Below are 12,848 nucleotides of genomic sequence, written 5' to 3'. Positions count from 1 at the left end.
CATTTGAAACTTCTCATACTTATTAAACGTATAAGAGGGTTAAGACCTAAACTAGAGAGGAGTTTATGATGAAAAAACCTTTGCTTGCTTTATCAGTACTGACTTTAAGCTTAAGTTCAATCATCACCCCCATTCAAGCAACGGCCGCACTGCCATTAAGTGTGGGTAATGAACAATTACCAAGCCTTGCACCTATGCTTGAACAAGTGACCCCCGCTGTGGTTAGTATTGCCGTAGAAGGCAAACAGGTACAACGTCAGCAAATCCCTGAACAATTTCAATTCTTTTTTGGTCCAGAACAAACACGAGAACGCCCATTCCGCGGGCTAGGTTCTGGTGTGATCATTGATGCCAAGAAAGGCCATATTGTTACCAATTACCATGTCATCAATGGTGCCGACGATATCAAAGTAAAACTTCATGATGGTCGAGAGTACGATGCCGAGCTCATCGGCGGCGACCAGATGTCGGATATCGCGCTATTAAAACTTGAAACAGCCAAGAACCTTACCCAGATAAAAGTTGCAGACTCTGACAAGTTAAGAGTCGGTGATTTCAGTGTCGCTATCGGCAACCCATTTGGACTCGGTCAAACCGTGACATCCGGCATCGTGTCTGCACTCGGTCGTAGCGGCCTAAATCTAGAGAACTTTGAAAACTTCATTCAAACCGATGCCGCTATCAACAGTGGTAACTCTGGTGGTGCGTTAGTGAATCTCAACGGTGAGCTGATTGGTATCAACACGGCTATCCTTGGCCCTAACGGAGGCAATGTCGGTATCGGCTTTGCAATCCCATCCAATATGATGAAAAACCTGACAGAACAAATTCTCGATTTCGGTGAAGTAAAACGCGGTATGCTGGGTGTTCAAGGCGGAGAGGTCACCTCTGAATTAGCGGAAGCGCTTGGTTATGAATCCAGCAAAGGTGCCTTTGTCAGCCAAATTGTACCCGACAGCGCTGCGGACAAAGCCGGACTGAAAGCGGGCGATGTCATTGTCTCTATTAATGGTAAGCGTATTGATACTTTTAGCGAGTTAAGAGCCAAAGTCGCAACCCTCGGCGCAGGTAAACAGATCGAACTTGGTGTCGTTCGTGACGGAAAGAATATGACCTTTGATGTGACTCTGGGTGAATCCACCAATAATAAGACACAAGCTGAAAAGCTCCATGAAGGACTTGCCGGTGCAGAGCTCACCAACACAACAGACAGCGACTCAACGACAGGCGTCAAGGTATCAAGTGTCGCTCAAGGTTCGCCAGCAGAAGCCTATCAACTTCTTAAAGGTGACATCATCATCGGGGTAAACCGCCAACCCGTTAAGAACCTTGCTGAATTTAGAAAGATTCTTGAAAAACAACCTGGCGTGTTGGCGCTTAATATCCAAAGAGGCGACAGGACTATCTATCTAGTTATTCGATAGTCATACGTCAGCGCAATTACAGGGAGGCTAAGTAAGTTTGCTTTAAACTTACTCAGTCTCCCTTTTCTTTAGATCAATCAAAATGCTATGCTTCACTCGTAATCAAGTCAGTCATCCATTGACGGATGCTCCATACCTTACTTGTTGAAGAGGGAAACATGCTGTCCTTTCTATTTCGTTCTATTTCCCTTGGACTCGTTTCAGCGGCACTTATTCTTCTCGCCTTTCCGAGCTTAAGGCCAGCTATAGTTTCAGATGTCACTAGTCCTCAAGTCGATAATATTGGCTCTCTTCAGATCTCATTTAACCAAGCGGTGCGACGTGCTGCACCCGCTGTGGTCAATATTTATAGTCGTAAATACGCAGAAAGCGATCGCAATAAGCTACTGACTCAAGGTTTGGGTTCAGGGGTCATTGTTAGCGAAAAAGGCTACATCATTACCAACTTTCACGTTGTTGCTCAAGCCGACCAAATAGTTGTGGCACTTCAAGACGGACGAGTAGCCGCCGCACAGCTTGTCGGTTCAGACAAGCGCACCGATATCGCGATACTCAGAGTTAGCGGTGACAACTTACCAGTGATTCCACTGAACCAAGATTACACTGCAAATGTCGGAGATGTGGTTCTCGCTATCGGTAACCCGTATAACCTAGGTCAAACCACAACCTTTGGTATTATCTCGGCAACCGGTCGCTCTTCAATCAGTGCAGATGGTCATCAAGCCTTTATCCAGACCGATGCGGCAATCAATGAAGGTAACTCCGGTGGTGCACTTGTCAATTCACAAGGTGAGTTAGTAGGTATCAATACCGCGTCTTTCCAACAAGCTACCGACATGGAAACCTACGGGATTTCATTTGCTATCCCCTACCCACTAGCGAATAAAATCATGCAAAAAATCATCGCTGATGGTCGTGTGATTCGTGGTTATATTGGCATAGACGGACAAGACATCAACTCGGTGACGTCACGCCTACTCGGCAATAAGAATATCGGCGGTATTGTGGTACTAGGGATAGACCCGAACGGTCCTGCGGCTGATGCAGGCTTTGAAGCACAAGATATTATTGTCAGTATCAATAATACCCAGATTAGCGGACGACAGAGCGTAATGGACATTGTTACTGACCTGCGCCCAGGTACTGTCATTGATGTTGGTGTATTACGCAAAGGTGAAAACAAGACCCTCAAGGTGACTATCGCTGAAGATACACGCCTGTAGCCTATATACGTATGTTGATTGCTAACATGAAGTTAGCGACCCCACACGGTTAAACTTCCAGACACAAAAAACCCAGCTCTTAAGCTGGGTTTTCTTTTATCAATCAAAGCGAATTATAAACTCAATTAAAACTGACTATATAACTAAGCGTCATAGCTAAGTGTCATAGCTAAGAGTGTCATAGCTAAGCGTCGCTAGGTTCATCGATATCAATGCGCGTCACTCGTTGTAGTCCTCTAGGTAGTAAACCACCACGACGACCACGTTCACCACGGAAATTTTCAAGATCCGCAGGTTTCAAGCCAAGTTTGCGTTTACCCGCATAGATGGTCAGCGTCGCATTCTCTGGGATAGCCATTAGATGCGAGACAAACTCTTCACGCTCTTTTGCTTTCGCAGAAGGAATGTTGATGATCTTGTTACCCTTACCTTTGCTCAACTGAGGTAGGTCTTTAATCGGGAACAACAACATACGACCTTGGTTAGTAATCGCCAGAATCTGGTTAGAGTCCAAGTCAGCAATCGGGCTTGGCAACATCACTTCAGAAGCTTGTGGCAAGTTAACCAACGCTTTACCGCTCTTGTTCTTAGACAGCAGATCGCTACCTTTACAAACAAAACCATAACCCGCATCAGAACCGACTAACCATAGCTGTTCATTCTCTCCCATCACCACTTGGCGAATAGAAGTACCAGGGCTGACGTTCAAGCGGCCTGTAATTGGCTCACCTTGGCTTCGTGCCGATGGCAGTGAGTGAGATTCAAGGGAGTAGCTTCGGCCATCACTACCGAGGAACACCGCTTGTTGGTTACTCTTACCCTTAGTGCTTGCTAAGAATTTATCACCTGATTTGTAGTTCAAGCCTTCAGCGTCAACTTCATGCCCTTTAGCATGACGAATCCAACCTTTTTCAGAAAGCACGACGGTAATTGGCTCACTTGGAACTAAATCACGCTCAGTCAACGCTTTTGCTTCAGCACGTTCAATCAACGGTGAGCGACGATCATCGCCGTATTTATCTGCATCTGCTTGGATTTCTTTTTTGATCAGCGTATTCAAGCGACGCTCTGAACCGAGTAGCTTTTCAAGCTTTTCACGTTCAGCTTCAAGCTCTTCTTGCTCAGCTCGAATTTTAAATTCTTCTAACTTAGCTAAGTTACGAAGTTTAATATCGAGAATCGCATTGGCTTGAATTTCAGAAATGTTGAAACGGTTCATCAAAACAGGACACGGCTCGTCTTCTGTTCGAATGATCTCAATCACTTCATCGATGTTGAGGTAAGCAGCAAGTAAGCCTTCTAAGATGTGCAAACGAGCCAGTACTTTATCTAAACGGTACTGCAAACGACGACGAACGGTCGTACGACGGAACTCAATCCACTCTTTCAGGATTTGAACTAAGCCTTTAACTTGAGGACGGTTATCTAAACCAATCATGTTCAAGTTAACGCGGAAGTTTTTCTCTAAATCCGTCGACGCGAATAAGTGACTCATCAGTTGGTCACAGTCGATACGGTTTGAACGAGGAACCACGACGATACGCGTTGGATTCTCGTGATCTGATTCATCACGCAGATCGTCAACCATAGGCAGCTTCTTAGCTCGCATCTGGTTAGCGATTTGCTCAAGTAACTTCGCACCTGACACTTGATGAGGTAAAGACGTGATAACGATATCAGAGCCTTCCTTGTGCCATACCGCGCGCATCTTGATGCTGCCACGGCCTGTACGGTAGATCTTTTCGATGTCCGACTTCGGCGAAATAATTTCAGCTTCTGTCGGGTAATCTGGGCCTTGAATGAAACCCATCACATCTGGAAGTTCAGCTTTAGGCGTATCAATCAAATGAATCGCCGCGTTCGCCACTTCACGTACATTGTGAGGCGGGATGTCGGTCGCCATACCAACCGCAATACCTGTGATGCCGTTAAGCAAGATATGAGGAAGGCGTGCAGGCAACATCTGAGGCTCTTTCATCGTGCCATCAAAGTTGGGTTGCCAATCAACGGTTCCCTGACCTAATTCACCAAGTAGGACTTCCGCAAACTTCGACAGTTTTGCTTCGGTATAACGCATCGCAGCGAACGATTTCGGGTCATCCGGTGCACCCCAGTTACCTTGACCATCCACCAATGGGTAGCGGTAAGAGAAGGGTTGCGCCATCAGTACCATCGCTTCGTAACAAGCAGAATCACCGTGTGGGTGATATTTACCTAACACGTCACCAACGGTACGAGCTGATTTTTTATATTTCGATGCAGCGGATAGGCCTAGCTCAGACATCGCATAGATAATACGACGCTGTACTGGCTTCAAGCCATCACCGATATACGGCAATGCACGATCCATGATCACGTACATTGAGTAATTTAAGTAGGCATCTTCGGTGAACTTGCGCATTGGCAACTGTTCAACGCCATCATATGTAATTTCGTTAGACATCCATTATACCTCGGCCATATCACCGTTAGTCTGTAGCCATGTACGGCGATCATCTGCACGTTTCTTACCAAGCAGCATGTCCATCATCTCGTTGGTCGCGTCGTTGTCATCAATCGTTAATTGGACAAGACGACGAGTATTTGGATCCATAGTGGTTTCACGTAATTGAAGTGGGTTCATTTCACCCAGACCTTTAAATCGTTGCACGTTGATTTTGGCTTTCTTCTGCGACAGTCGCTCAAGCACACCATCTTTCTCTGAGTCATCGAGTGCGTAGAACACTTCTTTACCGCAATCGATACGATACAGAGGAGGCATTGCCACATAGATATGACCCGCTTCAACCAAAGCATGGAAATGACGAGTAAATAGTGCACATAGCAGTGTCGCGATATGAAGACCATCCGAGTCCGCATCGGCAAGGATACAGATCTTACCGTAACGCAGGCCTGACAAATCATCGTTATCTGGGTCGATACCCAGAGCAACTGAAATATCATGTACTTCTTGTGAAGCCAATACTTGGTCTGCTGACACTTCCCACGTATTTAGGATCTTACCGCGAAGTGGCATAACCGCTTGGAACTCACGATCACGTGCTTGTTTAGCAGAACCACCCGCCGAGTCCCCTTCCACGAAGAAGATTTCGGTACGGCTTAAATCTTGAACCGAACAGTCGGTTAGCTTACCCGGCAGTGCTGGACCAGAAGCAATCTTTTTACGTACTACCTTTTTGCTTGCGCGCATACGACGATGCGCGTTAGCAATACAAGCTTCTGCAAGTAATTCTGCTAGTTGAGGCTTTTCATTCAGCCACAAGCTGAAAGCATCCTTCACTACACCAGAAACAAACGCAGCAGTTTGACGAGAAGATAAGCGCTCTTTTGTTTGACCTGCAAATTGTGGATCTTGCATCTTCACCGATAGAACGTAAGAACAACGGTCAAAGATGTCATCACCCGTCAACTTAACGCCACGAGGGAGAAGATTACGGAATTCACAGAACTCACGCATTGCATCAAGCAGACCTTGTCGAAGACCGTTTACGTGTGTACCACCTTGCTTAGTTGGTACTAAGTTCACGTAACTTTCGGTGATCATATCACCGCCTTCTGGCTGCCAAATGATCGCCCAGTTCGCCATTTCCGTTTCAGCAACGAATTCGCCAACATAAGGTTCTTCAGGCAATAAGGTATAACCTTTCACACCTTCAGCAAGGTAGTCTTTTAGACCGTCTTCATAGAACCATTTATGTTCTTCACCGCCAACCTTGTCAATAAAGGTAATTTCTAAACCAGGGCAAAGTACGGCTTTAGCTCGCAGGTTATTAATAAGGCGTAAAACAGAGAACTTAGAGCTATCGAAGTATTTTGGATCTGGCCAGAAATGCACGGTAGTACCGGTATTGCGATGACCACAAGTCCCCGTAACCGTAAGGTCGGTTACGGCATGACCACCCTCAAGGGCGATTTCATGTACCTGACCGTCACGACGAACCGTTACTTCAACGCGTTTTGACAGCGCGTTTACCACCGAGATACCTACCCCGTGCAAACCACCTGAAAACTTATAGTTGTTGTTTGAAAATTTACCGCCTGAGTGGAGCTTAGTTAAAATCAGCTCAACACCCGAGATGCCTTTTTCAGGGTGGATATCAACCGGCATACCACGGCCATCATCGGTAACTTCTAACGATTGGTCAGCATGAAGCACAACTTTTATTTTTTTAGCGTGTCCCGCTAGTGCTTCATCGACCGAGTTATCAATGACTTCTTGGGCAAGGTGGTTTGGTCTTTCTGTCTCTGTATACATTCCCGGGCGGTGTCGCACGGGATCGAGACCTTCAAGTACCTCGAGGTCTTTTGCATTATATTGTTCAGTCATAATACGGAGTTTACTCAAAAAGTTTGCGTCTGTTCACTGGCTCTAGTTTCACTAAAGCAGAATCATTACTATGAACCTTCATAGTAGAGCGAACGAGCGAAGTATTGGGGAATATAGTCTGGAAGCTGAGTAATGATGTCAAGCTAGTTCAAAAACTAAGACATCAAACTATGATATTTCACCATTGATAGATGAAATAACAGGCAAACAAGAGAAAATCACTCTGTTGATGAAACAGATTAGAGGTTTAGAAAAGTGACGATTTGTTGTGGGTAACGTTCAAAATCAACAAAGCTATGATCCCCGCCCTCTTCTACTGTCTGTCTCGCACCTTGGTACTTCTCTACCGCTTGTCGGTAATCCAGAACTTCGTCTTCCGTTTGCTGAAGTAACCAGAAGTCACTCGGCTTAGCGATAGCCGAAACCTCTAACGCCTTCAGTTCATCGATATGCTTTGTTTCCAGCACATATCGTTCATCTGTGTATGGGTTTACTTGCTCACCTAAATAATCAGCAAGAAGCTCATACGGCTTCACGGCTGGATTTACAACCACCGCCTTGAAACCATAATGACTATTTAGCCATGTTGAAAGATAGCCACCCAACGAGCTACCGACTAACGCGATTTGATATTGATCTTTATATTGCTCCACCAGCTGCTGTAAATGCAGAGCTGCTTGCTGAGGGAAGCTCGGTAGTTGAGGCGTCACGACTTTAATATCAGCGCGATGCTCCGCACAGTAATCTGCCATCACATTCGCTTTGTGAGAACGTGATGAACTGTTAAAACCGTGAATATAGAGAAGCAGCGATGGCTTAGCGGTTTGCTGATTAAAATCCGGCATATTAGTAACCACCTGCATCAAAGTCTGGCGAGAACTGCCCATTAGGCAAGCGGCGAACCTGCGTAGTTACCGTACCATCTTGGTGCAATCCAATCTCTCGCCAGCCAGGAGATAAAGTATCAACCGCAAAATCGTTCGAGTTTGGTTTGAATTGAACACAAGTCGATGGGGTTGCCATGACTTGTACACCATGATGATTGCGATTCATATCTTGATGAACATGACCACAAAGTACCGCTTTCACATTAGTGTGCTGTTGAACCACATCCCAAAACTGCTCAGCATCTTTCAGGTTATGTTGATCAAGCCACGCACTACCGACCAGTAAAGGGTGGTGGTGCAGCAAAACCAAGGTGTTACGCTCAGGGAATTCAGTCAGCTTTTGTTCTAGTAGATCAAGTTGTTGATCACTAAGGCGCCCGTGAGGTACACCCACCACTTGCGAGTCCAGCATAACCATCTGCCAGTTATCGCCTAGCAAGACATGTTCAACACACTGTATTTGTGGTGATGGTAAAACACTGCCCATATTAGGCTTGAAGTCATGGTTCCCGGGTAGCCAGTAACATGGCTTTTCCAAAGGCTTTATACCTGACTCAAATTTCTGGTACGACTCAGCACTGTGATCTTGAGAGATATCACCAGTTGCTAGAATCGCTTGATAGTCAAAGTCCTGACTAACAATGCCATCGACTACAGCACGAAAGCTATCTTGAGTGTTGATGCTTAATAAGCTGCCATTGCTCGGCGCAAATAAATGCGTGTCCGTTAGCTGCACAAGCTTAATAGTGCTCTCATCAAATTTTGAAGTGTGTGATAATTCCAAAATAACAAATCCAGATACGTTACTGTTTAGACTTTAAAAGTGTTGTTAAATAGGTTCAATTAAAAGGCAATTGGGGTTCGGCTGATACCCGTTTTTAAACAAAACGTTAACCATTCCCCAAGAAATTTATTCAATTGAAATTTCTCGTCCTTTTGCAAAAGCTTAGTATTGGGGTAGTCATATTTCGCTTTAACTCGCGAAAAATCCCCGCTAGCGCACACTTCTGCAACTCGAGCGTCGTGATATAGCCTGACAGACATTTTTGGCAAAGGAAACACTGGCATCGCGTCACTCTGACATATATCTATTAAAGTGGTGTATTTTGTGACCTCATTCACTGTCAATTGATACACCATATTAACGGCTTGGTAACAGCGAACGTCACCAACCTCATGCCCAACCGGTAACAGAGCGTTAAGTTTGGCATAGTTAGTCTCGTAAACTCGCATCAATTCAGCAAGATCAACATGATACGGTTTTTTGACTGCTATATTTGGCATGACGTTAATCTATCCACTCTGACTGTAATTCTTGGTAGTTCAATTGTAGCCACTGTAGCGCAATGATCGTGGCACCATTTTCAAACACACCGTCTTTTACCAACTGATAAGCCGCTTCACGACTCATCACTTGCACACGAATGTCTTCACCTTCGTAGTCCAATCCGTGTACCCCTTTGGCTGTCGTTGCATCAACACAGCCAACAAAGACATCGAGCTTTTCTGAGCAACCGCCAGATGAAGGGTAATACGAAGTAATCGGCAATACAGATCCGACTTCGACTCCAGCTTCTTCCATTGCTTCACGACGAGCGACATCTTGCGGTGATTCATCGGTATCAATGATCCCAGCAACAATTTCGTATTGCCATGGGTTCTCATGCTCTAGGGCACCGACACGGATCTGCTCGACGATCACTACTTCGTCACGCACAGGATCGTAAGGTAGCAAAGCGGCAGCATGTCCACGCTCAAACATCTCTCGTTCTATTGATTGGCTCCAGCCGCCCTCAAACAGTCTATGTTTAAATGTGTACTTAACCATTTTGAAAAAACCACGAAACAGCGTCTCTTTTGAGACTATTTCCACATCTTGCGGAGTAAACTCATGTCGTTGATTGTCATACTGTTGCATTTGGTACCTCACTAAGTGATCTTTATAGTTTACTCATTGTCCGAGTTAACTACCAAGGATAAGGTTCAACTTTTTATATAAAGTTTATAATTAAAGTTAAGTTTTAAAAAATAAATATTGCACAAGCGGACAGTTAACTGTAAAAAAGTGCAAAGTTTCGAGTAAATTACCACCAAACTGGGTTAAACTCTTTTAAAGAAAATTCCATAAAAGGCAGGAATAGGAAAATGAAAAAACTGCTTCCACTATTTATCAGTGCAGCAATTGGCAGCCTGAGTTCGTCAGCTTTTGCTGATACGCTAGCTGAAGTTTACGACCAAGCAAAACAGAACGATCCACAACTTCTTCGTTCAGCAGCGCAGCGCGATGCCGCTTTTGAAGCAGTAACGTCAAGCCGTAGCTCTTTATTACCGCAAATCAATTTGACTGCGGGATACAACCTTACTCGTGGTGAGACAGATTTAGATTCATCACCAACGCGAGATAATGATCAAAATGCTCTGACAGCCGGCATTAGCTTTTCTCAAGAACTGTACCAACGCTCTTCTTGGATCACGCTAGATACTGCTGAGAAAACTGCTCGTCAATCTGATTCATCGTACGCAGCAGAGCAACAAGCTTTGATCCTTCGTGTTGCAACGGCATACTTCGAAGTACTTCGAGCTCAGGATAACCTAGAGTTTGTTCGTGCAGAAAAAGCCGCGGTTGCTCGTCAACTAGAGCAAACTAAGCAACGTTTTGAAGTAGGTCTTTCAGCAATCACCGATGTACATGATGCGCAAGCTCAGTACGATGGCGTATTGGCTGACGAAGTGTTAGCAGAGAACACTCTGATTAATAACTACGAAGGTCTACGTGAGATTACAGGTCAGGAACACTCTAACCTAAGCATCCTAGATACTGATCGTTTCTCAGCAAGCAAATCTTCTGAATCTGCAGCAGCACTTGTTGAACAAGCAGAACAAAAGAACCTGAGCCTTCTAGCTTCACGTATCTCGCAAGATATAGCTAAAGACAATATTTCCCTACAGAGTTCAGGTCACCTACCATCGCTAACTCTTGATGGTGGATATGACTACACTGATATTGGTTCAAGTGATACTTCTGACGGTACAACAAACAACTTCAATGTTGGCGTTAACTTAAATGTACCTCTATACACCGGTGGTAGCACAACTTCTTTGACTAAACAGGCTGAATACAACTACGTTGCAGCAAGTGAAGATCTAGAAGCAACTTACCGCAGCGTTGTAAAAGACGTTCGTGCATTCAACAACAACATCACAGCTTCGATTGGTGCTCTACGCGCTTACGAACAGTCTGTTGTTTCTGCTCAGTCAGCTCTAGAAGCAACAGAAGCCGGTTTTGATGTAGGTACTCGTACTATCGTTGACGTACTAGACTCAACTCGTCGTCTATACGATGCGAACAAAAACCTTTCAGATGCTCGTTACAACTACATCCTAAGTGTTCTTCAGCTTCGTCAAGCGGTTGGTACACTAAGCGAACAGGACATTGTTGATGTAAACGCAGGTCTAAAAGTAGCAAGTAAGTAATTCTTAATTACTCAGTTACCGTTACAAAAATGCCGCTCATTGAGCTAATGCCGTTCGGATAAGCATTATTGCTTGAACCTGAACGGATATTTGGCTGGGACAAAGAGGACTGAACGTGGAAACGTTCGGTCCTTTCTTTTATCTGGAAGAATGAAGTGACTCAAACTGTCTCTCATCCTTTTCAGTTTTACAGGTAGAGTTCCGTCTGGGCTTAAAGCTAACCAACGTAATTGCGCATCAATAAGGTTAATTGCGGCGGTAAAACTGACCCTAGTCGCTCGAACCCCGGCTTCTGAAGCTATCTTAACCATCTCTAATCGCACTAAGTTATAGGCAAGTAATACGCCCCAAAGCTCTTGCTTCACACCGGCAGAAAAACGACTTCGTAAAGTGACGTGACTTTGCAGTTGAGTCTGTTTAATTTCACCATAACCTTCTTCTATCTCCCAGCGTTGCCAATAAATACGCAGCAGGCTTTCTAGCGAGTATCTACTAGGGTCTGTAAGTGAAGTAATAAAACCTTTTATCTCACCTTTTGGCTCTTGATATAGGACTAATCTAGCTTCCCAACGTGCGGGTAAATTCGGATTCTGCCGTTGAGCTTGAGGAGATATGGGCATTGAGATGAGCATGTCGTTCTCCGCATATTTCTCCAACACTTCATAGCGTAGCTTACGTTTTGCCGGCATTAACCAGTGAGCATTTTCCGCACTCTCTTGCCACGACAACAAGAGGTCTGCCGAGAAATAACAACGATCAAATAAGGTCAATGAATGTGCGGGGATATCATTGAATAGACGCTTAGCTAAGGTCGTTTCACCGACATGACAGCCATCAAAAGCCGCCCCCATAATCATTCGAGTTTCTGTTGACATCAAAGCGACTAAACGAAGTTGAGGGTAAGGTTTCAATTTTTTAGAGATGAACCCAAATTCTTCAGCGTTCTCTGGGGAATCTTGGCACCTAAATGTTGTTCCATCCACAGCAAGAACATTAAGCTCCAAGTCTTTATCTTGTTGAAGGATATCTCCGTTCCAAGCCTTTACCGTTGTGTGAAACAGAGCCGCTAATGGACTCTCATCTAGACGTCGGCGTGAATCAGTTAGGACACTAGGTGCAACACGAGACCAGCTATCTTCAGGTTTAGGCTGAAGCGCAATGTCTAATGAACTGCATACCTCTTTGATAGACATGTTGCGTTGCAGCCCCATCCAAATAACTAACCAGACAGCTTGCTGAGCGGGAAGCCGACGTCGTCTTATGCTCGCTTTATTGGTTTCAAGAAGAGCTTGTTCTATCCACTCAATCTGAATGGCGTCGACGACAGATTCATAATTGTCGGCATCTTCAATGGTCTCGTGTGCCATTGCTAATTCTTGTTCAAGCATAAAAAAATCCCCATCAACGTTGTTGATGGGGATTATCTGCTAACTGCAAGATCGTTCAAGTCTTCTTAAACGATCGGCATTAGCTCATTGAGCGGCATTTTTATTATCTATGGAAAGCTAATTCT

General features: G+C 44.8%; 10 protein-coding genes. 3 read left to right on the top strand and 7 right to left on the bottom strand.

The features are described 5' to 3' along the window. Positions 1-68: 68 nt before the first annotated feature. Positions 69-1,424 carry a DegQ family serine endoprotease gene (locus tag OCU90_RS02230; protein ID WP_061024501.1) on the top strand — a complete coding sequence of 452 codons (1,356 nt, stop codon included), beginning with the start codon at positions 69-71 and terminating at the stop codon, positions 1,422-1,424. Between the two features lie 158 nt (positions 1,425-1,582). Further along, positions 1,583-2,647 (top strand): outer membrane-stress sensor serine endopeptidase DegS, encoded by a 1,065-nt coding sequence (gene degS / locus OCU90_RS02225; RefSeq protein WP_004736004.1) that lies wholly within the window; start codon positions 1,583-1,585, stop codon positions 2,645-2,647. A gap of 184 nt (positions 2,648-2,831) precedes the next feature. Here degS and parC read toward each other — a convergent pair whose 3' ends face one another. The 6 genes from parC to nudF all read right to left on the bottom strand — a co-directional run bounded on the left by parC (position 2,832) and on the right by nudF (position 9,779). Next, a complete protein-coding gene (gene parC, locus OCU90_RS02220) occupies positions 2,832-5,090 on the bottom strand; it encodes a DNA topoisomerase IV subunit A (RefSeq protein ID WP_004736005.1) in 2,259 nt (752 codons plus the stop codon). Between the two features lie 3 nt (positions 5,091-5,093). After that, complete coding sequence (gene parE / locus OCU90_RS02215) at positions 5,094-6,974, bottom strand: DNA topoisomerase IV subunit B (RefSeq protein WP_017077669.1); 1,881 nt, start codon at positions 6,972-6,974, stop codon at positions 5,094-5,096. Between the two features lie 239 nt (positions 6,975-7,213). Beyond that, entirely contained in the window at positions 7,214-7,819 is a 606-nt protein-coding gene (gene yqiA / locus OCU90_RS02210; protein WP_061024499.1) for an esterase YqiA, read from the bottom strand. A gap of 1 nt (position 7,820) precedes the next feature. Continuing rightward, complete coding sequence (gene cpdA, locus OCU90_RS02205; RefSeq protein ID WP_061024496.1) at positions 7,821-8,645, bottom strand: 3',5'-cyclic-AMP phosphodiesterase; 825 nt, start codon at positions 8,643-8,645, stop codon at positions 7,821-7,823. Positions 8,646-8,704: 59 nt separating this feature from the next. Next, the gene (locus tag OCU90_RS02200; protein WP_008222561.1) at positions 8,705-9,145 is read right to left on the bottom strand and encodes a DUF1249 family protein; all 441 of its coding nucleotides are present in this window, start codon (positions 9,143-9,145) and stop codon (positions 8,705-8,707) included. A gap of 4 nt (positions 9,146-9,149) precedes the next feature. After that, positions 9,150-9,779 (bottom strand): ADP-ribose diphosphatase, encoded by a 630-nt coding sequence (gene nudF, locus OCU90_RS02195; RefSeq protein WP_061024494.1) that lies wholly within the window; start codon positions 9,777-9,779, stop codon positions 9,150-9,152. A 227-nt stretch (positions 9,780-10,006) separates the two neighbouring features. Between nudF and tolC the strand changes: the two genes are divergently transcribed. Beyond that, a complete protein-coding gene (gene tolC / locus OCU90_RS02190; RefSeq protein ID WP_017072793.1) occupies positions 10,007-11,335 on the top strand; it encodes an outer membrane channel protein TolC in 1,329 nt (442 codons plus the stop codon). Between the two features lie 65 nt (positions 11,336-11,400). On the opposite strand, the gene OCU90_RS02185 is transcribed toward tolC, so the two are convergent. Then, positions 11,401-12,723, bottom strand: a complete 1,323-nt coding sequence (locus OCU90_RS02185) for an IS4-like element ISVbsp1 family transposase (protein WP_009845967.1) — start codon at positions 12,721-12,723, stop codon at positions 11,401-11,403. Positions 12,724-12,848 lie beyond the last annotated feature (125 nt).

The sequence above is a fragment of the Vibrio splendidus genome (genome assembly GCF_024347615.1).
GTDB classification, from domain to species: Bacteria; Pseudomonadota; Gammaproteobacteria; order Enterobacterales; family Vibrionaceae; genus Vibrio; species Vibrio splendidus.
This window is presented reverse-complemented; position numbering and strand designations above follow the sequence as displayed.

What these genes read in the sequence shown, in the direction of transcription:
- OCU90_RS02230 (WP_061024501.1), top strand. Translation starts at nt 69, where the DNA reads ATGAAAAAACCTTTGCTTGCTTTATCAGTACTGACTTTAAGCTTAAGT.
- degS (WP_004736004.1), top strand. Translation starts at nt 1,583, where the DNA reads ATGCTGTCCTTTCTATTTCGTTCTATTTCCCTTGGACTCGTTTCAGCG.
- parC (WP_004736005.1), bottom strand. Translation starts at nt 5,090, where the DNA reads ATGTCTAACGAAATTACATATGATGGCGTTGAACAGTTGCCAATGCGC.
- parE (WP_017077669.1), bottom strand. Translation starts at nt 6,974, where the DNA reads ATGACTGAACAATATAATGCAAAAGACCTCGAGGTACTTGAAGGTCTC.
- yqiA (WP_061024499.1), bottom strand. Translation starts at nt 7,819, where the DNA reads ATGCCGGATTTTAATCAGCAAACCGCTAAGCCATCGCTGCTTCTCTAT.
- OCU90_RS02200 (WP_008222561.1), bottom strand. Translation starts at nt 9,145, where the DNA reads ATGCCAAATATAGCAGTCAAAAAACCGTATCATGTTGATCTTGCTGAA.
- nudF (WP_061024494.1), bottom strand. Translation starts at nt 9,779, where the DNA reads ATGCAACAGTATGACAATCAACGACATGAGTTTACTCCGCAAGATGTG.
- tolC (WP_017072793.1), top strand. Translation starts at nt 10,007, where the DNA reads ATGAAAAAACTGCTTCCACTATTTATCAGTGCAGCAATTGGCAGCCTG.
- OCU90_RS02185 (WP_009845967.1), bottom strand. Translation starts at nt 12,723, where the DNA reads ATGCTTGAACAAGAATTAGCAATGGCACACGAGACCATTGAAGATGCC.